Source organism: Neorhizobium sp. JUb45 (assembly GCF_004343585.1).
Lineage (GTDB): Bacteria > Pseudomonadota > Alphaproteobacteria > Rhizobiales > Rhizobiaceae > Neorhizobium.
In genome coordinates this window covers 747,649-767,879 of record NZ_SLYW01000001.1, presented here as the reverse complement: position 1 = coordinate 767,879, position 20,231 = coordinate 747,649, and the positions used below count along the sequence as shown (strand labels likewise).

Below are 20,231 nucleotides of genomic sequence, written 5' to 3'. Positions count from 1 at the left end.
GCGCGAAGTAAACGCACGCACCATCCTCTATCTCGTCGCACCGTCAGTCCTGCCGCCGGAGTTCCCATGTTACGCCGCTTCTTTTCCTATTACGCACCCTACAAGGGCCTTTTCGCCCTCGATTTCGGATGTGCTGTCCTTGCCGGCCTGCTCGAACTCGGTTTTCCGATTGCGGTGAAATTTTTTGTCGATGACCTTCTGCCCGGCCAGCACTGGGGCTGGATTGCCGCCACCGCCGCCGCCCTCCTCGTCATTTACGTCTTCAACACCGGCCTGATGGCGGTGGTGAACTACTGGGGCCACGCGCTTGGCATCTCGATCGAGACTGACATGCGCCGGCAGGCCTTTGACCATATCCAGAAACTGTCCTTCCGCTATTTCGACAACAACCGCACCGGCCAGTTGATCACCCACGTGACCAAGGATCTGGAAGAGGTCGGCGAAATCGCCCATCACGGCCCGGAAGACCTGTTCATCGCCATCATGACCTTCATCGGCGCCTTCCTGCTGATGTTCACGGTCAACTGGAAGCTGGCGATGATGACCACCGTCATCGTGCCCTTCATGACCTGGCTGGTCAGCCGCTACGGTGCGCGCATGACCACCAACTGGCGCAAGCTTTTCCGTCAGGTCGGCGATTTCAACACCCGCGTTCAGGAAAGCGTCGGCGGCATCCGCGTCGTCAAAGCCTTCGCCAACGAGGATTACGAGCGCCAGCTGTTTGCCGCCAATAACGAAGGCTACAAGACCACCAAGCTGAACGCCTATGCCTATATGACCGCCAGCATCACCATGAGTTATCTCAGCACCCGTCTGGTGCAGCTGATGGTGATGATATTCGGCACCTATCTGGTCATCCAGGGCGAGCTCACCTATGGCGGTTTCGTCGGCTTCCTGCTGCTGGTCAACGTGTTCTTCCGGCCGATCGACAAGATCACCTCGGTGATCGAATCCTATCCGAAGGGCATTGCCGGCTTCTCGCGCTTCACGGCGCTGATCGATACCGCCCCCGATATTGCCGACAAGCCGGATGCCCGCGCGGTGACACACCTGGCCGGCGCCATCGAATACCGCGACGTCGCCTTCAGCTACGACGGCAAGTCAAAGGTGTTCGAACACCTGAACCTGAAAATCGCACCGGGCGAAACCATCGCCTTTGTCGGCGCTTCCGGTGCGGGCAAAACGACGCTCTGCTCGCTGCTGCCGCGCTTTTATGAAGTCGATGCAGGCGCGATCATGATCGACGGCATCGACATCCGCGACATGACGCAAGGCTCGTTGCGCAACCAGATCGGCCTCGTACAGCAGGACGTCTTCCTGTTCGGCTCGACCATCCGCGAAAACATCGCCTATGGCCGCCTCGGCGCGACTGACGAGGAAATCATCGATGCGCTGCGCCGTGCAGCACTCGACGAATTCATCCTGTCCCTGCCGGAAGGTCTCGACACGCCGGTGGGCGAGCGCGGCGTCAAACTGTCGGGCGGCCAGAAGCAGCGTCTGGCGATTGCCCGCATTTTCCTGAAGGACCCGCCGATCCTGATCCTAGATGAAGCCACATCGGCGCTCGACTCGGCCACCGAATACGCCATCCAGCAGGCGCTCGGCGAATTGTCGCGCGGCCGCACCACGCTGGTCGTCGCCCATCGCCTCGCCACCATCCGCAATGCTGATCGTATCGTCGTCATGGGTCCGCAAGGCATTCTGGAGGAAGGCTCGCATGCCGGCCTGATCGCCAAACGTGGCGCCTATGCCCGCCTGCACGAGGCCCAGTTCGGCGCGGTTGCCTGAATTTGATGTTTGCGAGGGTCGGCATATGCCGGCCCTTCACTCCCGCGCGATAAGCTTTGAATTAATACGCCGAAACGTCGCAGCTTTCGGTTATCTTCTTGCGTGAATCTACGAATATTCTTAGAAAAATTGCCGACTGCGCCGCGAGCCAAACATGGTCGCGCGCGGAACGGACGCAGCGTCCCCTTTCCCGATGAGATACGGCAAGGCCGAGGGTCGGGTTGGCAGGGCCGCTGCATGATCAAGAAACGGGTTGGGAGGCCCGTGCCCCAAGGAGACGGACATGACATTGAAGACAATCACTGCGGCGCTCGCCGCCACGCTGGCCTTTGCCCCACTCGCGGCAACTGACGCACATGCTGACATCACCATCGGCCTCATGGCGCCGCTCACCGGCCCGGTCGCCGCCATTGGAGCGCAGATCAAAAACGGTGCGGAAACCGCTGTCGAGGAAATCAACAAGAAGGGCGGCATCAACGGCGAAAAGCTCGTCCTGAAGATCGCTGACGATGCCGGCGACCCGAAGCAGGGCGTCTCGGCTGCCAACCAGCTGATCGCCGATGACATCCGCTTCGTCGTCGGTCCCGTCACGTCTGGCGTATCGGTTCCCGCCTCACTCGTCTTCGCCGAAAACGGCGCGCTGATGGTCACCCCGACGGCCACCGCTCCGGAACTGACGGCACAGGGCCTCTCCACCGTTTTCCGCACCTGCGGTCGTGACGATCAGCAGGCGGAAGTTGCCGCAAAATATGTCGTTGAGAAGTTCAAGGACAAGAAGATCGCCATCCTCAACGACAAGGCCCAGTACGGCAAGGGTCTGGCCGACGCCTTCAAGGCATCGCTCAATGCTGCCGGCGTCACCGAAGTCTTCAACGATGCGCTCAATCCGGGCGACAAGGATTTCACCGCGCTCGTCACCCGCATGAAGTCCGAGGGCGTCGAAGTTCTTTATTTCGGCGGCTACCACCCGGAAGCAGGCCTGCTGGTTCGCCAGATGAAGGATGCCGGCATGGCCGTGCAGCTGGTCGCCGGTGACGGCCTGTCGAACAGCGAGTATGTCGCAACCGGCGGCGACGCCGCCAATGGCACGATCTACACCAACGCCGCCGACGCGCTGAAGAACGAAGACAGCAAGGCAGCAGCAGCAGCGCTGATCGCCAAGAACATCCCGGCCGAAGCGTTCACGCTGAACACCTATGCCGCCGTCGAAGTCATCGCCGCCGGCATCGCCAAGGCCGGCAGCACCGACGACGCGGAAGCCGTCGCCGCAGCGCTCAGGGATGGCACCGGCATCAAGACCGCCATCGGCGAACTCACCTATGGCGAAACCGGCGACCTCACCTCGCAGACCTTCTCGGTCTACAAGTGGGAAGGCGGCAAGACCGTCGCTGCCGAGTAATCGGACCTTTTTGGAAATGCAGCGGGCGCCTTTTGGCGCCCGTTCGTTTTAGAGGCGCCGCAACCGGCCGCGATAGTGAACCAGATCACCGATCAGCGGCAGAGCAACCGGCACGTCGAACCAGAAATCCTCGCCCTCGCCCCATTCCCGCGCCACGCTTTTCGGCGCCAGGGATAGCGGCATAGGCACGCGGAATATCGTCCATTTTTTCATGATCATGGTCAGGCCAGACGCATCGGACGGCAGGTCGAAATAGAACCGCATCGGTCCAAAACGCTCGACAAGATGGCGACCGGACTGGCTGAGTTCGCTGACAAACACATGGCCGCCGAAATCGCGCGTCCAGCGTTCCACCCCGCCCTCTTCCTCGAAGGACACGTGCAGGTCGTATTCTCCCGGCGGTGGGAACCGGACAAGATCGGCAATCAGCCCTGCCAGACGTGAGCGCCCGCGCGTCACCGTCGCCTTGCCGGCCGCACCGGCATCGCCGAACACATCATGTATGTCGCGCATCGGCAGCGGCAGCGCGTCATAAGCCTGCCCCATCACACGCCGGTAGAGTGGCAGATAGTCTTGCACCTCCACCTGCCGATGGATCGACATGGCATCCAGCAATGGCGCGAAATCGTCCAACGACAATTCGCCGGCGGCAGACCTTGCACCGGCGGCAAGCCGGCCCTCCGCCAGCCTGCTGGCCAGCCGCTGCGCCGCCATGGTCGGCACCTCCGGCCCATGGCCATCTTCCGCAATCAGCGTCCAGCGCCGGCCGACGAATGCGCCGCTGCATCGCCCCTTCACCTCGACCATCATCGCCGAGCGGTCGCTGCCGAGATTGGCACTCAGGCGCTGCAGCGGTCTCAGCCACCGCGCCAGTGGCGACAGGGAGTTGATCCAGCCCCATTTCACCGGCCAGCTCAACAGCCACAGCATCAGCAGCTGAAACGAAAATTCCGGCCCGGCGCGAAAGACGGTAGCCGGCCGCCCTTTCACTCTCGCGGGTACGATATCGAGGTCAGGCACGTCCGAGAACGCCACCAGCCGGGAAATGGCCGGGCGGCCCGCCAGTTGATAACGAACCCGCTTGAGACCATGCCAGCCGGTCTGATGCCGCCAGCGTTTTCCGCGCCACAGGCGTATCGGCTTGCCGACAAAACTGAGGATCGCCGCCGCCACCGAAGCGCCGGCAGCCGCGCGGCTGGAGGCGCTGATCGCCATCGAAACGGAGCACACCTGGTCCATATCCCGCGCCAGCTCCGCGATGATGGCACCCGACATGGCCGGAACGCTGGAAGCGCCGGAAATCACGACGATACCGGCGGCCCTCGCCCTTTCGTCCAGCGCAGCAATGCCGGACACGAAGGCGCGCGCATCGGCCAGATCGATGTAATGGACGCCGTTTTCGATACAGGCTTCGGCCACCCGGTAATCGCTGCCCTGAAACGGCCCGGCCGCATCGATCAGCAGCAGCGGCATATGCGCCTTCAGGATCGACGTCAGGTCGCCCCCGCGGTCGGCCCGCACGGCCTGCGCATTGGCCATGCCGGCGGCGAACGCACGTGCGGCCTCCAGATTGCGGCCAGCGACCAGAACCCGCCAGCCGTCGCCAGCCAGCCTGCGAGAAAGCCGCGCGCCAAAACCGCCATATCCACCGATCACAAGAACCGTCTTCACAGAAAACGATCCGCATGCTCGGGCGACGGCAGCCAGCAGACCTCGTGCTTTCCGAAAATCCGGTAGCGATTGCGGGCAATCAGTCGATAGAGCGGATCGCGCAGGAAACGCGGCACGAGCCGCGCTACACCGGCAGCTTTCCACGGCCAGCCCAGTTCGCGATAGATCGCCAGAACCGCATCGCTGTCGCGCAAGGCCTTGTCGCCTTCCACCACGATCATCGTCTCGGGATCGGCTGGATCGATACCAAAGCGCCGATAGAGCGCGGCACCGACCTCTCCCTGCATAGAGGCCAGCCGAAACCGGTGGGCATGATCATGACGCAGCACGAACTGCGCATTGGCCGAGCAGAGAATGCATTCGGCATCGAAGACGATGATCGGGCCATCGGGTGTCACTGTAGAAGGCATCTGAGTGGTCATGCCCACACCATATGCCGCCGTCGATCATCCCGACAATGACAATTCCGCGCAGCACCTGACGAACGCTATATTCTTCATCCCCCTCCCCGTTTTGCCGGCAAGCGGCTAAAGAGAGGAATCAATTCAGTATCAGGAGCCCTCCATGAGCCATCGCCTCGAAACCCTCATAGACCAGGGCACCGGCCGCGAGCCTGCGGATATCGTGCTGAAGGGCGGACAATTCTTCGATCTCGTCACCGGCGAACTCGTGGCCTCCGACATCGCCATCTGTAGTGATCGCATCGTCGGCACCTGCGGCGATTACGTCGGCAAGACGGAGATCGACATTTCCGGAAAGATCGTCGTCCCCGGCTTCATCGACACGCATCTGCATATCGAGAGCTCGCTCGTCACCCCGCATGAATTCGACCGCTGCGTTCTGCCCTATGGCGTCACCACGGCCATCTGCGATCCGCACGAGATCGCCAATGTCATCGGCGCGGATGGCATCCGGTTTTTCCTCGACAGCGCCGAACAGACGATCATGGACATCCGCGTCCAGCTGTCGTCCTGCGTGCCCGCCACGCATCTGGAAACCGCCGGTGCCGATCTGCCCATCGAAAAGCTCCTGCCCTTCCGCGATCACCCAAAAGTCATCGGCCTTGCCGAGTTCATGAATTTTCCGGGCGTCATCCACAAGGACCCGACCTGCCTCGCCAAGCTCGACGCCTTCTATGGTGACCACATCGACGGCCACGCGCCGCTGCTGCGCGGGCTCGATCTCAACGGTTACCTGTCGGCCGGCATCCGTACCGAACACGAATGCACGACGGCGGAAGAAGCGCTCGAAAAGATCCGCAAGGGCATGCACATCCTCGTGCGCGAAGGCTCGGTCTCAAAGGATCTACACGCGCTTATGCCGATCCTCACCGAACGCCTGTCGCCCTATCTGGCGCTCTGCACCGACGATCGCAATCCGCTCGACATCGCCGAACAGGGTCATCTCGACTACATGATCCGCACGGCAATCGCCAACGGTGTCGAGCCGCTTGCCGTCTATCGCGCCGCCTCCATCTCCGCCGCCAAGGCATTTGGCCTGCGTGATCGCGGCCTCGTCGCCCCCGGCTGGCGTGCCGATCTCGTCATCATCGACAGTCTCGAAAACTGCAAGGCGGACATCGTTTTTGCAGCCGGTCGCAAGGTCACCGATGAACTGTTTTCCACCCGCAAGCCCGTCGCCCCGGTCGGCCTGGACAGTGTCAAAGCCCGCCCCGTTCAGGCCATGCATTTCGGCGTTCCGGTCGCGGAAGGCGAAACACCGGTCATCGGCGTCATGCCCGGAAAAATCATCACCGAACACCGCCGTTACCGCCTACCGGTCTCCGGCAACCAGACCACCGTCGATCTGGAGCGCGATATCATCAAGGTCGCGGTCATCGAGCGCCACGGCAAAAACGGCAACCATGCCAATGGTTTCGTGCAGGGTTTTGGCCTGAAGAAGGGCGCGATCGCCTCCACCGTCGGCCATGACAGCCACAATATCTGCGTTGTCGGCGTTTCCGAGGACGACATGGCGCTGGCCGCCAACCGGCTCGGCGAAATCCACGGCGGTTTCGTCGTGGTGGAAGACGGCAAGGTCACCGGCGAGATCGCGCTTCCCGTCGCCGGCCTGATGAGCCTTGAGCCATACGAGTGGGTGCGCGACACGCTGCATGACTTGAGAAAGTCCGCCTATGCCCTTGGAACGACTCTTGAAGAGCCGTTCCTGCAGGTGGCTTTTCTGCCGCTGCCGGTCATCCCGCATCTGAAAATATCGGACATGGGCATGGTGGATGTGGACAAGTTCCAGCTGATTTGAACAGGGGCGACAAAGCCTCTCTCGACGTCATCCTCGGGCCTGTCCCGAGGATCCAACCGCGCATGCCAAAACGCCAACGCAGCAGATGCTCGGGACAAGGCCCGAGCATGACGACCACTAAGCAACTACGCCCGGAAAAACGCCAACAAATCTGCATTGACGAGATCGGGATCGGTCGTCGCCACGCCATGCGGCTTGCCGTCATAAACCTTGAGCGTGCCGTTCTTCAGAAGCTTGACGGACAACGGCGCTGAATCCTCGAAGGGCACGATCTGGTCGTCCGTGCCATGCATCACCAGCACCGGCACATCGATCACCTTCAGATCCTCGGTGAAATCCGTTTCGGAAAACGCCTTGATGCAATCGTAATGGGCCTTGGTGCCGCCCATCATGCCCTGTCGCCACCAGTTGCGGATAACGCCCTCGGAGACCTCTGCCCCTGGCCGATTATAGCCGTAGAACGGCCCGGTCGGTATATCGAGAAAGAACTGCGCCCGGTTGGCGGCCTGCGCCTTGCGAAACCCGTCGAACACTTCCAGCGGCAGCCCGCCGGGGTTCTTGTCGCTTTTCACCATCACCGGCGGCACGGCACCAATCAGCACCGCCTTGGCAACCCGTCCCTGCGGTTGGCCGAATTTGGCGACATAACGCGTCACCTCGCCGCCACCGGTGGAGTGGCCGACATGGATGGCGTTTTTCAAGTTCAGATGCGCGGCAAGCTCGGCGACATCGGCGGCATAGGTATCCATCTCATTGCCGGTATCGGTCTGGCTGGAACGGCCATGGCCACGCCGGTCATGCGCGATGACACGAAATCCTTCGTGGAGAAAGAACAGCATCTGCGCATCCCAGTCATCGGCCGAAAGCGGCCAGCCATGATGGAAAACGACCGGCTGCGCATCCTTGGCGCCCCAGTCCTTGTAAAAAATCTGCGTGCCGTCCTTGGTCGTAATGAAATTGCTGCTCATGATTTTCCCTCGGTTGATCTGGCAAAATGCATGCGACGTTTTCGAATGCGCCTGAGGAAGTTCCGGTGGGCGGCGCGGCGCCACGATATGATGAACTGTCAATTTTGCAAATCGCAATAAAAAGCTGAACTTCAACAGAACTGGGTATTCTGCTATATCGCCCACAGCCGCCTGATTTAGAGTTCCGACATGACCAAGCTCGAACAGATCGAAAAATCCGTATCCGAACTGAACAGCGAGGAGCTGGAAGCCTTTTCCGCCTGGTTTGAGGCCTTTCAGGCCGCTCAATGGGATAGACGGATCGAAAACGACAGCGCGGGCGGAAAGCTCGATAGGCTCGCCGAGGGCGCCCTTGCCGAATTTCGGGCCGGAAGGACACGGCCTCTGTGAACCATCACGCGACGGCCGGATTTTGGGACACCTACCACCGGCTGCCGCGACAGGTGCAAAACCTCGCCGACGCGAATTTCGAACTGCTGAAAACTGACCCGAAGCACCCGTCGCTGCATTTCAAATCGCTGGGCAAATTCTGGTCCGCCCGCGTGGGGAAATCCTGGCGCGCACTCGCCATCAAGGAGGGTGACAACGTCATCTGGTTCTGGATCGGATCCCACGCCGATTACGACAAGCTCGTGAACTAGTACCTTTTCGGGCAAACAATCGCGTGTTGGGTCTTGAAGATGTCATCTGCGTCAGGCAATAGGCCCCCTTACGTTTTAGAATAACCGTAAGAAGGCCACCCGACAAAAATGCTGCAGACACCTTACTACCTCATCGACAAGTCCAAACTGCTCCAGAACATGGAACGGATTGCCGCTGTGCGTGAGAAGTCGGGCGCCAAGGCATTGCTGGCACTGAAATGTTTCGCCACATGGTCCGTCTTCGATTTCATGCGCGATTACATGGACGGCACCACCTCGTCCTCGCTGAATGAAGTCCGTCTCGGCCACGAACGTTTCGGCAAGGAAACCCACGCCTATTCCGTGGCTTATGCCGATTACGAGATCGACGAGGTCGTGTCGCACGCCGACAAGATCATCTTCAACTCGATCGGCCAGCTGCAGCGTTTCGAAGGCCAGTCTTCCGGTATCACCCGCGGCCTGCGCCTCAACCCCGGCGTCTCGTCGTCGAGCTTCGATCTGGCAGACCCAGCCCGCCCCTTCTCGCGGCTGGGCGAATGGGATCTGAAACAGGTCGAGCCGGTCATGGACATGATCACCGGCTTCATGATCCACAACAACTGCGAGAACAAGGATTTTGCCCTGTTCGACCGCATGCTGGGCGACATCGAAGAAAAATTCGCGCCGCTGCTGAAGAAGGCCGAATGGGTTTCGCTTGGCGGCGGCATCCATTTCACCGGCGATGATTACCCGGTCGACCAGTTTGCCGAGCGCTTGAAGCGCTTCTCCGGCGAATATGGCGTGCAGGTCTATCTCGAGCCGGGCGAAGCCTCGATCACCAGATCGACGACGCTGGAAACCACCGTCCTCGACACCCTTTACAACGGCAAGAACCTTGTCGTGGTGGATAGTTCCATCGAAGCACACATGCTGGATCTCCTGATCTATCGTGAGAATGCCAAGGTTCACCCGAACCAGGGACCCCATCGTGCGATGGTCTGCGGCAAGTCATGCCTTGCCGGAGACATTTTTGGGGAATTCGACTTCCCCGAAGAGGTAAAGGTCGGCGACCGCATCTCGTTCCAGGATGCTGCCGGCTACACGATGGTCAAGAAAAACTGGTTTAACGGCGTGAAAATGCCGGCAATCGCCATTCGGGAACTGGATGGCAGCCTCAGGACGGTCCGTGAGTTTGACTACACGGACTACGAACAGAGCCTTTCCTGATCAGAAAGGGCCAAAGGCCCACAGGACAAGACTTTCTGACGATTGGACGCAAGGAGTGGTCCCCAGAATGAAAAAGAACGTGCTCATCATCGGCGCCGGCGGCGTCGCACAGGTCGTTGCCCACAAGTGTGCGCAGAACAACGATGTCCTCGGTGATATAAATATCGCATCGCGCACCAAGTCGAAATGCGACGCCATCATCGCCTCGGTCCACGAGAAGAAGGCGATGAAGCAGGAAGGCGTGCTCGAAGGTCACGCGCTCGACGCGCTGGACATCGAAGCCACCAAGGCCCTGATCGTAAAGACCGGCAGCCAGATCGTTATCAATGTCGGCACCGCTTTCTTGAACATGTCGGTGCTGCGCGCCTGCATGGATACCGGCGTCGCCTATATCGACACCGCCATCCACGAAGAGCCGAACAAGATCTGCGAAACGCCGCCGTGGTACGGTAACTACGAGTGGAAGCGCGCTGCAGAATGCGAGGAAAAGGGCATCACCGCCATCCTCGGCGCCGGTTTTGATCCGGGCGTCGTCAACGCCTATGCGCGTCTGGCCAAGGACGAATATCTCGATACCGTCACGGACGTCGATATCGTCGACATCAATGCCGGCAGCCATGGCAAATATTTCGCCACCAATTTTGACCCGGAAATCAACTTCCGCGAGTTCACCGGTGTTGTCTATTCGTGGCAGGGCGGCGAATGGAACGTCAACAAGATGTTCGAAATCGGCAAGGACTACGACCTGCCGGTCGTCGGCACCCGCCGCGCCTATCTCTGCGGCCATGACGAAGTGCATTCGCTGGCCAAGAACATGGACGGCGCCGACGTGCGCTTCTGGATGGGCTTTGGTGATCACTACATCAACGTCTTCACCGTCCTCAAAAACATCGGCCTTCTGTCCGAACAGCCCGTAAAACTCGCTGACGGCTCGGAAGTCGTGCCGCTCAAGGTCGTAAAGGCCTGCCTGCCCGACCCTTCGTCGCTGGCGCCGGAATATGAAGGCAAGACCTGCATCGGTGACTTCGTCAAGGGCACGAAGGACGGCAAGGAACGCACGGTGTTCATCTACAACGTCGCCGACCACAAGGAAGCCTTCAACGAAGTCGGCAGCCAGGGCATCTCCTACACGGCAGGCGTTCCGCCTGTCGCGGCAGCGATGCTGGTCGCCACCGGCGAATGGGACGTCAAGAAGATGGCCAACGTCGAAGAGCTGGCACCCCGCCCGTTCCTCAACATTCTGAACAAGATCGGCCTGCAGACCTGCATCCGCGACGAACAGGGCGAGCGCGAGCTGCATTTCGATTGAGATGCGGGCACTGCCTGAATGCTGAAATGACGAAAGGCCCGCGAGCGATCGCGGGCCTTTTCCGTTGGGTGCACCGATATACAGATCAGCCGTTCAAGTAACGGCGCGGCTTGGCGGCACGCCGTTCGGCGATCTGCCGCTCGACGAAGCGGACAAGATTGCCCACCATCAGGCGAGCGGTGTGCAATAGCTGTGTCAATCCGGTCATGACCGTCTCCTCTGTTGGTTTGTGGTGATGGGTGGCACCGGCTTGCGCCATCCGATGGCCACCATATGCGCCCTTCGCCGCCGAACACGGTAGACCAGACCTCCGCGATGATTGCACAATTCTACGAAAGCCTGTTTTGGCCTCTGGCAAAAAACCATTTCCAATTGTAGAAGGGATCATCGAATACGGCTGTAAAATGGCCGTTTTCAACATACGGCCTGGAGAAGACGTGATGGATCACCTCGCAACACTTGTCACAAAAATTGCACAACACACCGATTGCGACGGCGTTCATCCGACAAAAATTCCCAATCTGTCGCTGATCCGCATGTCCAACCCCACCGAACCGGTGCGCGGCGTCACCCAGCCGTCGCTCTGCATCGTCGTGCAGGGCACCAAACATGTGACGCTTGCCGACCACACCTATGAATACGGCGCCGGCCGCCATCTCGTGGTCTCGGTCGAACTGCCGGTCATCAACCGCATCGTCGAGGCCAGCCCGGAAAAGCCCTATATGTCGCTGCTTCTGGCGCTCGACATGGCGGCGCTTGGCTCGATGCTGATGGAAATGCCGCGCCCGGCCACCGAACTGCCCTCGGCCCGCTGCGGCAAGGGCCTGTGCGTCAGCGAAGCCTCGCCGAGTTTTCTCGATGCCGCTCTGCGCCTGACCCACCTGCTCGACACGCCGGAGGATATCGATTTCCTCGCACCGCTGGCCGAACGCGAATTGCTCTACCGGCTGATGCGCGGCGAACAGGCCCACAAGGTGCGCCACATGCTGATGCCGGAAAGCCGCCTGCAGCAGGTCAACCGCGCGATTTCCTGGATCCGCGACAATTACGCAAAACCGTTTTCCATCGATCGCGTCGCCAGCGAAGCCAACATGAGTTCATCTTCGCTGCACGAACATTTTCGCGAAGTGACGGCCATGAGCCCGCTGCAATACCAGAAACAGCTGCGCCTGCAGGAAGCCCGCCGGATGATATTGGCCGAAGCACTGGACGCCGCCACCGCAGCGCACCGGGTCGGCTACGACAGCCCCTCGCAGTTCAGCCGCGAATATCGCCGCCTGTTCGGCGCCCCGCCAATCCGCGATATTTCGCGGGTACGGGGTGAGCCGAACAGTTACGCCGAAGCATGAGCCAAAAGCTCACACCCGCGCGCAAAACACATCGATGGCATCGAGCTTGACGACACCGCCCTCAAGCGTCGACACGAAGCCCGGCAGGTTGACCGGCATTACACCCGCCAACCGCTTCGGCAGCGTAAAATTCTGCGGCTCGCGGGTGAGATTGTAGACGAACAGCAGCTTTTCGCCGCCCTTCTCACGCTCGAAGGCCAGCAGATCCTGATTGGTCTCGATAAACGTCATGTCGCCGTCGATCAGCGCCGCATGCGATTTGCGGAAAGCGATCGTCGCGCGGTAATGCGCCAGCACCGAAACCGCCAGTTTTTCCTGCGCATCGACGGCGCGCACGGCATGTTCGGCTGGCACCGGCAGCCATGTCTTGCTGCCATCGGTGAAGCCCGCATGCGGCTTGGCGCTGTCCCACACCATCGGCGTGCGGCATCCGTCGCGGCCCTTGAAGGCCGGCCAGAAGCGGATGCCATAGGGGTCGCGCAGATCCTCGAAGGAAAGTTCGGCTTCCGTCAGGCCCAGTTCCTCGCCCTGATAAAGGCAGATCGAACCGCGCAGCGTGGCAATCAGCGTCGCGGAAATCTTTGCAACGCGGTCCTGCTCCTCCGGTGTCTCGATAAAACGGGTGACGTGACGGATAACATCGTGGTTGGAAAACGCCCAGCAGACCCAGCCGTTGACCACCGTGTCGAGCACCGTCTGCATAACCTTGCGGATATAACTTGCCGAAAACGCCGGTCCCAGCAGGTCGAACGTGTAGCACATGTGCAGCTTGTCATTGCCGGTCGTGTAGAGCGCCAGCGTGTTCAGCGAACGCGGCCCGTCGCCCACCTCACCGACACTCGCCCTGCCCTCGTAACTGTCCAGCAGCGCGCGAAAACGCTTTAGGAAATCAATGTTTTCCGGCTGCGTCTTGTCATAGAGGTGGTTCTGCATCGAATAGGGATTGGTGTCGGTCTCCATCCCGGCGCCGTCTGTGTCATAGACCATCGGCGGATTGTTGCGCAGCTGTTTGTCGTGGAAATAATAGTTCACGGTGTCGAGGCGAAAGCCGTCGACGCCGCGGTCGAGCCAGAATTTGACCGTGTCCAGCATGGCATCCTGCACATCCGGATTGTGAAAATTGAGATCCGGCTGCGAGATGAGAAAGTTGTGCATGTAATATTGCTTGCGCACGCCATCCCATTCCCAGCCCGGCCCGCCGAAGATGGAGAGCCAGTTGGTCGGCGCCGTGCCGTCCGGCTTGGGATCGGCCCAGACGAACCAGTCGGCCTTCGCATTGGTGCGGCTCGACCGGCTTTCGATGAACCACGGGTGCTGGTCGGATGTGTGGGAAATCACCTGATCGATAATGACCTTCAGGCCGAGCCGATGCGCCTCCGTCATCATCTCGTCGAAATCGGCAAGCGTGCCGAACATCGGATCGACATTGCAATAGTCCGAAACGTCATAGCCCATGTCGGCCATCGGCGAAGTGAAAAACGGGGACAGCCAGATGGCGTCGACGCCGAGCGAGGCAATATGCCCCAGCCTTCCGGTAATGCCCTTGATGTCGCCCAGCCCGTCACCCGTGGTGTCCTGGAAGGAGCGCGGATAGACCTGATAGATCACGGCCCCGCGCCACCAATCGGATCGGATTCCTGCCTGCGAAATCATAAGCATATACCTCTCGTAGAGTTCGGTTCCTGCCAAACTAAGCCCCGTGAGACAAAAGGCAACCGAGAGCAGCCAGACCGTTCGTAACAGAGTTTTGAACGGTATTTTGATCGCGATAGGTGCAATCTCGATGACATGCTCATAGTTGGTGACGCACAACCCCCAAAAATTCGGGGGGTTACAATGTCCCAATTGCGGCACTAGTCTGCCGCCTTTCCGCATGTCGGAAAACGGGAACATGAATGAAAAAGAGGCTTAGAAGCCTTAGAAAGGTGGGGGTTTCCCATGTATCACTTCAGCAAGAAGTTTTTGGCGACGGCAATGTTTGGCGCATTGCTGGCCTGTTCCGCCCAGGCAGCGACGATCAATATCCACAATGGCGGCGATCCGCAGTCGCTCGATCCACAGAAATTGTCCGGTGACTGGGAAAACCGCATCGCCGGCGACATCTTTGAAGGCCTCGTGACCGAAGATGCCAAGGTCAACCCGATCCCGGGTCAGGCCGAAAGCTGGACCATCTCCGACGACGGCCTCGTCTACACTTTCAAGCTGCGCGACGGCATCAAGTGGTCCGACGGCAAGCCGGTCACCGCCGGCGACTTCGTTTTCGCCTTCCAGCGCCTGATGGACCCGAAGGCCGCTGCCGACTACGCCTACCTGCAATACACGATCAAGAACGCTGAAAAGATCAACAAGGGCGAAATCGCCGATGCCAGCCAACTCGGCGTGAAGGCGATCGACGACAAGACGCTCGAAATCACCCTTGAAAACCCCACTCCCTATTTCATCAACGCCCTGATGCATTACACGGCCTATCCGCTGCCCAAGCACGTCGTGGAAGCCAAGGGCGCAGACTGGGTGAAGATCGGCACGATCGTCACCAACGGCCCATACAAGCCGGTCGAATGGGTTCCGGGTTCCCACGTCACCACCACCAAGAACGACCAGTATTACGGCGCAGCCGACATCAAGATCGACGGCGCAAAGTTCTTCGTTCTGGAAGATCAGGAAGCCGCACTGAAGCGTTACCGCGCCGGTGAATTCGACATCCTCACCGACTTCCCGACCGACCAGTACGAGTGGATGAAGAAGAACCTGCCGGGCCAGGCGCATGTCGCCCCGTTCTCCGGTCTCTATTATTACGTCATCAACTCGCAGAAAGGCCCGACCGCCGACAAGCGCGTCCGTCAGGCGCTCTCCATGGCGATCAACCGCGAAGTGATCGGCCCGCAGATTCTGGGCACCGGCGAACTGCCGGCCTATTCCTGGGTTCCGCCGGGCACTGCCAACTATGGCGAGCCGGCTTACGTTTCGTGGAAGGACGAGCCCTACAAGCAGAAGGTCGAGGAAGCCAAGAAGCTTTTGACCGAAGCAGGTTTCGGCCCGGACAAGCCGCTGTCGCTGGAACTGAAGTACAACACCAACGACAACCACAAGCGCATCGCTGTTGCGATCGCCGCCATGTGGAAGCCGCTCGGCGTCAACGTTCAGCTCGTCAATGCCGAAACCAAGGTGCATTACGACCAGCTGCAGCGTGGTGACGTGCAGGTCGGTCGCGCAGGCTGGCTCGCCGACTACAACGACCCGGACAATTTTCTCAACCTGCTGATGACCGGCGTTCCGAACAACTATGGTCGCTGGACAAACGCCGAATACGACAAGCTGATCCGCGATGGCAATGCCAACAAGGATCTGAAGAAGCGCGCAGAGCTCTTCAAGCAGGCCGAACAGATCGCACTCGACGATTCAGCCGCGCTGCCGATCTACTACTACGTTTCCAAAAACGTGGTTTCTCCGAAAATCTCGGGTTTCGAAGACAACGTGCAGGATACACACCGCACGCGCTGGCTCTCGATCAAAGAATAACAGGGAGTCTAGGCTCTTTTGTCTGGCAGCGTCGTGCGCGTTCATCGTGCACGACGCTGTAGCGCTTTAGGGCGCTTCATCACGCCGAGGTAAAAAGACCCGATCCGAACCAATATGCTCAGTTATGCCTTCCGTCGATTGCTGTCGACGATCCCGGTCTTGTGGATCGCCGTGACAGCCTGCTTTTTCGTCCTTCGCCTCGCACCCGGCGGCCCGTTCGATGGCGAACGCTCGCTGCCCCCGGCGATCCTCCAGAACCTCGCGGCCCACTACAATCTGGATAAGCCGCTGATCCAGCAATATTTCTATTACGTCGGCGATCTGCTGCGCGGCGACCTTGGTCCTTCCTTCTCCAGCGAGGACTTCAACGTCGCCCAGCAGATCATGATCGGCCTGCCCTACACGTTCACGCTCGGCATGACGGCCTTCGCACTTGCCATCATCATCGGCGTCGCCGTCGGCTGTCTTGGGGCGCTCTATCAGAACAAGATGCCGGACTACGTCCTCGGCGCGATGATTCTGGTGGGCGTCGTGTTCCCGAACTTTCTCATCGCCCCCATCCTCCAACTTGTGTTCGGCATCCAGCTTGCGTGGCTGCCCGTCGGCGGCTGGGGGGATGGCTCGCTGAAATTCCTTGTTCTGCCGGTCGTCGTCATGGCGCTGCCGCATGCGGGGCGCATCTCGCGTATCACCCGCGGTTCGATGATCGAGGTGATGAACCAGAACTTTATCCGCACCGCCAAGGCCAAGGGCATCGGCCCGCGCCTAACGGTCATGCGCCATGCGCTCAAACCCGCCATGATGCCGGTGGTTTCCTATCTCGGCCCCGCGGCAAGTTACCTTCTCACCGGCTCGCTGGTCGTCGAAAGCATTTTTGGGCTTCCCGGCATCGGCCGCTACTTCATCAACGCCGCACTCAACCGCGATTACGGCATGGTTCTCGGCACGGTCATTTTCTACATGGTGCTGATCGTCTTCCTGAACCTCATCGTCGACATCGCCTATGCCTGGCTTGACCCGAAAGTGAGAAACAGATGATCCTCAATCCCGCAAAAAGAGAGCTGCTCGCAGCCGAACTGCTGGAAGCGGAAGGTCTTTCCCCGGAAGGTCGTTCGCTGACAAAAGACGCCATGCGCAGGCTCTGTCGCAACAAGGCGGCGGTCGTATCGATCGTTGTCCTGGCGCTGCTCATCCTCGCCGCCTTCCTCGGCCCCTACTTTATCCCGCACGGTTACGAAGACCCGGACTGGGCCGCCTTCCGCGCCCCGCCCTCCTGGGAAGACGGCCACTATTTTGGCACCGACCCAAACGGCCGCGACCTCTTGGCCCGCGTGCTCTACGGCACCCGCGTCTCGCTCGCCGTCGCCTTCGTCGCCACGCTGGTCTCGGTGGTGATCGGCGTGCTTTACGGCGCGATTTCCGGTTATTTCGGCGGACGTCTGGATTCGATCATGATGCGCTTCGTCGACATCATGTACGCGCTTCCCTACATCCTGTTCGTCATCCTGCTGATGGTCATCTTTGGCCGCAACGTCTACCTGCTCTTCGCAGCGATCGGCGCACTGGAATGGCTGACCATGGCCCGCATCGTGCGCGGCCAGACACTGTCGCTGAAACACCGCGAATTCGTCGAGGCCGCCCGCGCTTCCGGCCAGAAGCCGCTGAAGATCATCACAAAACACATCATCCCGAACCTCGTCGGGCCGGTGGTCATTTTTGCGGCCCTCACCGTGCCGGAAATCATCGCGACCGAGAGCTTTCTTTCCTATCTCGGTTTCGGCGTTCAGGAACCGCTGACCTCGCTCGGCACGCTGATTGCCGAAGGCACCGATGCCATGGAAAGCATGCCGTGGCTTCTGGCCTTCCCGGCCGTCTTCCTCGTCTCGCTTCTGCTTAGCCTGCTGTTCATCGGCGACGGCCTGCGCGATGCGTTCGACCCGAAGGATCGCTGACATGACAGACACAATTAAAAACGACGTCCTTCTCGAGTTGAAGGACTATTCGATCACCTTCAAGACGCCGGATGGCGACGTGAAGGCCGTGTCGGGCATGAACCTCACCGTCAAGCGCGGCGAGCGCATCGCCATCGTCGGCGAGAGCGGATCGGGAAAGAGCCAGACATTCCTCGGCCTGATGGGCCTGCTCGCCAAGAACGGCCAGACCTCCGGTCAGGCGCTTCTGGAAGGCCGCGATGTGCTGGCGCTGAAACCGCGCGAACTCGACAAGGTGCGCGGCAAGGACATGGCCATGGTCTTTCAGGACCCGATGACCGCCTTGAATCCATCTCTCAAGATCTCCCGGCAACTGACGGAACAGCTTGAGATTCATCGCGGCTTCACCGCCCGTGCGGCCTCCGTCGAGGCGCTGGATATGTTGAAACGTGTCGGCATCCCTGACCCGACCCGCCGCTTCAATCTCTACCCGCACGAACTGTCGGGCGGCATGCGCCAGCGCATCGTCATCGCCATGGCGCTGCTCACCAAACCGAAACTGCTGATTGCCGACGAACCGACCACAGCACTCGACGTCACCATACAGGCGCAGATCCTCGACCTCTTCAACGATCTGACCGCCGAGATGAACACGGCGCTGTTGATGATCACCCACGATCTCGGCGTCGTTGCCGGCCTCGCCGACCGTGTTGCCGTCATGTATGCCGGACGCATCGTCGAGGAAGCGCCGGTGGACGAGCTGTACGAAAACCCGGCCCATCCCTACACTGCAGCCCTGCATGCGGCGATCCCTCGGCCCGATCAGGATGTCGATGAACTCGTCGTCATTCCCGGCCGCCCGCCCAACCTGCAGCATCTGCCAAAAGGCTGCAATTTCTCGCCGCGCTGTCCCAAGGCGGAAGACGACTGTATCGATGGTCCACCACAGCTCGAAACCGTGGCGCCGCAGCATTGCGCCGCCTGTTTCCACCCCTTCCCGCGTCTCGAGGAGCTGTTGACCCATGCCTAATCAGCAAACATTGGATCAGACATTGTCAGCCCCGACCCTGCTCAAGGTCGAAAACCTCACCACCCAGTTCGAGATCCAGGCAAAGTCCTTCTTCAAGAAGCCGACCATGCTGACGGCCGTCAACGACGTGTCGTTCGAACTGAAGGAAGGCCGCACGCTCGGCATCGTCGGCGAAAGCGGCTGCGGCAAATCCACGCTCGGCCGGTCCATCCTGCAATTGATCCGTGCCCAGAAAGGCCGGGTTGTCTGGCAGGGCAAGAACCTGCTGGACCTTTCGCCGGAACAGATCCGCATGGCGCGCCGCGACATGCAGATCATCTTTCAGGATCCGATCGCCTCGCTCGATCCGCGCATGACGGTGGGCGATATCATCGCCGAACCGCTGACCGTGTTCGAACCAAAGCTCAACCGCGCCCAGCGCACCGAGCGGGTGCGCGAGATCATGAACGCCGTCGGCCTCGTGCCGGAAATGATCAACCGTTATCCGCACGAGTTTTCCGGCGGTCAGGCCCAGCGTATCGGCATCGCCCGCGCCGTCATCACGCGGCCAAAACTGATCGTCTGCGACGAGCCGGTCTCGGCGCTCGACGTGTCGATCCAAGGACAGGTGATCACGCTGTTGCGCAAGCTGCGCAAGGAGTTCGGCCTCATCCTGATCTTCATCAGCCACGACTTGTCCGTCGTGCGGCTGATTTCGGATGATGTTCTGGTGCTGTATCTCGGCCGCATCGTTGAAGCCGGCGACTGCGCCACCGTGTTCAACCACCCGGCGCATCCCTATACGCAGGCCCTCTTTTCGGCGGCCCCGATCCCCGACCCGAAACTTGCCCGCCAACGTAGCCGCATCCGCCTGCAGGGCGATCCGCCCTCGCCGATGAACCCGCCGCCGGGCTGCCCTTTCCAGCCACGCTGCTGGAAGGCGACGGATATCTGTCGCACCAAGATGCCGGTGACCGAACTGGTGCGTCCGGGCCAGTCGGCGGCGTGTTATCATATGGATCGGCCGCCGGAGGCGTAAGGCTTCTGCTCTCGGCCTGTAAACAAAGGTGGCAAACCTCTCCATCGTCATCCTCGGGCTTGTCCCGAGGATCTGCAACGGCCTCATATCATCTGCGTGGTTAGATCCTAGGGACAAGCCCTGGGATGACGAAATCGGAGATT

At 60.3% G+C, this 20,231-nt stretch carries 18 protein-coding genes; 13 read left to right on the top strand and 5 right to left on the bottom strand.

What is annotated here, in order from left to right; translation table 11 throughout:
* Nucleotides 1–66 precede the first annotated feature (66 nt).
* Both EDF70_RS03710 and EDF70_RS03705 read left to right on the top strand, forming a co-directional pair.
* Nucleotides 67–1,788 carry an ABC transporter ATP-binding protein gene (locus tag EDF70_RS03710; RefSeq protein ID WP_132271968.1) on the top strand — a complete coding sequence of 574 codons (1,722 nt, stop codon included), beginning with the start codon at nt 67–69 and terminating at the stop codon, nt 1,786–1,788.
* 283 nt (nt 1,789–2,071) lie between these two features.
* Entirely contained in the window at nt 2,072–3,187 is a 1,116-nt protein-coding gene (locus EDF70_RS03705; protein WP_132271967.1) for a branched-chain amino acid ABC transporter substrate-binding protein, read from the top strand.
* 48 nt (nt 3,188–3,235) lie between these two features.
* Here the strand turns inward: EDF70_RS03705 and EDF70_RS03700 are convergent, their stop codons facing one another.
* Nucleotides 3,236–4,858, bottom strand: coding sequence for an SDR family oxidoreductase (locus tag EDF70_RS03700; RefSeq protein ID WP_245519033.1), 1,623 nt, complete (start codon nt 4,856–4,858; stop codon nt 3,236–3,238).
* Complete coding sequence (locus EDF70_RS03695; RefSeq protein WP_245519032.1) at nt 4,855–5,280, bottom strand: thiol-disulfide oxidoreductase DCC family protein; 426 nt, start codon at nt 5,278–5,280, stop codon at nt 4,855–4,857. The genes EDF70_RS03700 and EDF70_RS03695 overlap by 4 nt, the downstream gene beginning before the upstream one ends.
* Before the next feature lie 142 nt (nt 5,281–5,422).
* Here EDF70_RS03695 and ade point away from each other — a divergent pair, with 142 nt between their 5' ends.
* Entirely contained in the window at nt 5,423–7,117 is a 1,695-nt protein-coding gene (gene ade / locus EDF70_RS03690; protein WP_132271966.1) for an adenine deaminase, read from the top strand.
* A 125-nt stretch (nt 7,118–7,242) separates the two neighbouring features.
* On the opposite strand, the gene EDF70_RS03685 is transcribed toward ade, so the two are convergent.
* Entirely contained in the window at nt 7,243–8,085 is an 843-nt protein-coding gene (locus tag EDF70_RS03685; protein ID WP_132271965.1) for an alpha/beta hydrolase, read from the bottom strand.
* Nucleotides 8,086–8,274: 189 nt separating this feature from the next.
* Here EDF70_RS03685 and EDF70_RS03680 point away from each other — a divergent pair, with 189 nt between their 5' ends.
* The 4 genes from EDF70_RS03680 to EDF70_RS03665 all read left to right on the top strand — a co-directional run bounded on the left by EDF70_RS03680 (nt 8,275) and on the right by EDF70_RS03665 (nt 11,241).
* Nucleotides 8,275–8,475, top strand: a complete 201-nt coding sequence (locus EDF70_RS03680; protein ID WP_132271964.1) for a hypothetical protein — start codon at nt 8,275–8,277, stop codon at nt 8,473–8,475.
* The gene (locus EDF70_RS03675; RefSeq protein ID WP_132271963.1) at nt 8,472–8,726 is read left to right on the top strand and encodes a hypothetical protein; all 255 of its coding nucleotides are present in this window, start codon (nt 8,472–8,474) and stop codon (nt 8,724–8,726) included. Before EDF70_RS03680 ends, EDF70_RS03675 begins: the two co-directional genes overlap by 4 nt.
* 108 nt (nt 8,727–8,834) lie before the next feature.
* The gene (locus tag EDF70_RS03670; RefSeq protein ID WP_132271962.1) at nt 8,835–9,932 is read left to right on the top strand and encodes a carboxynorspermidine decarboxylase; all 1,098 of its coding nucleotides are present in this window, start codon (nt 8,835–8,837) and stop codon (nt 9,930–9,932) included.
* A 67-nt stretch (nt 9,933–9,999) separates the two neighbouring features.
* Nucleotides 10,000–11,241, top strand: coding sequence for a saccharopine dehydrogenase family protein (locus EDF70_RS03665; RefSeq protein WP_132271961.1), 1,242 nt, complete (start codon nt 10,000–10,002; stop codon nt 11,239–11,241).
* Nucleotides 11,242–11,326: 85 nt separating this feature from the next.
* On the opposite strand, the gene EDF70_RS30590 is transcribed toward EDF70_RS03665, so the two are convergent.
* Nucleotides 11,327–11,449, bottom strand: coding sequence for a hypothetical protein (locus tag EDF70_RS30590; protein ID WP_281033525.1), 123 nt, complete (start codon nt 11,447–11,449; stop codon nt 11,327–11,329).
* A 232-nt stretch (nt 11,450–11,681) separates the two neighbouring features.
* Here EDF70_RS30590 and EDF70_RS03660 point away from each other — a divergent pair, with 232 nt between their 5' ends.
* Entirely contained in the window at nt 11,682–12,590 is a 909-nt protein-coding gene (locus EDF70_RS03660) for an AraC family transcriptional regulator (RefSeq protein WP_132271960.1), read from the top strand.
* Between the two features lie 9 nt (nt 12,591–12,599).
* On the opposite strand, the gene EDF70_RS03655 is transcribed toward EDF70_RS03660, so the two are convergent.
* The gene (locus EDF70_RS03655) at nt 12,600–14,243 is read right to left on the bottom strand and encodes an alpha-glucosidase family protein (protein ID WP_132272553.1); all 1,644 of its coding nucleotides are present in this window, start codon (nt 14,241–14,243) and stop codon (nt 12,600–12,602) included.
* A 285-nt stretch (nt 14,244–14,528) separates the two neighbouring features.
* Here EDF70_RS03655 and EDF70_RS03650 point away from each other — a divergent pair, with 285 nt between their 5' ends.
* The 5 genes from EDF70_RS03650 (at nt 14,529) to EDF70_RS03630 (ending at nt 20,088) form a co-directional block, all read left to right on the top strand.
* The gene (locus EDF70_RS03650; RefSeq protein WP_132271959.1) at nt 14,529–16,109 is read left to right on the top strand and encodes a peptide ABC transporter substrate-binding protein; all 1,581 of its coding nucleotides are present in this window, start codon (nt 14,529–14,531) and stop codon (nt 16,107–16,109) included.
* Between the two features lie 114 nt (nt 16,110–16,223).
* Nucleotides 16,224–17,147, top strand: coding sequence for an ABC transporter permease subunit (locus tag EDF70_RS03645; protein WP_132271958.1), 924 nt, complete (start codon nt 16,224–16,226; stop codon nt 17,145–17,147).
* Nucleotides 17,144–18,061, top strand: coding sequence for an ABC transporter permease subunit (locus EDF70_RS03640; RefSeq protein WP_132271957.1), 918 nt, complete (start codon nt 17,144–17,146; stop codon nt 18,059–18,061). The genes EDF70_RS03645 and EDF70_RS03640 overlap by 4 nt, the downstream gene beginning before the upstream one ends.
* Before the next feature lies 1 nt (nt 18,062).
* Complete coding sequence (locus tag EDF70_RS03635; RefSeq protein ID WP_132271956.1) at nt 18,063–19,070, top strand: ABC transporter ATP-binding protein; 1,008 nt, start codon at nt 18,063–18,065, stop codon at nt 19,068–19,070.
* 22 nt (nt 19,071–19,092) lie between these two features.
* Nucleotides 19,093–20,088 carry an oligopeptide/dipeptide ABC transporter ATP-binding protein gene (locus EDF70_RS03630; protein ID WP_132272552.1) on the top strand — a complete coding sequence of 332 codons (996 nt, stop codon included), beginning with the start codon at nt 19,093–19,095 and terminating at the stop codon, nt 20,086–20,088.
* The last annotated feature ends 143 nt before the right edge of the window (nt 20,089–20,231 follow it).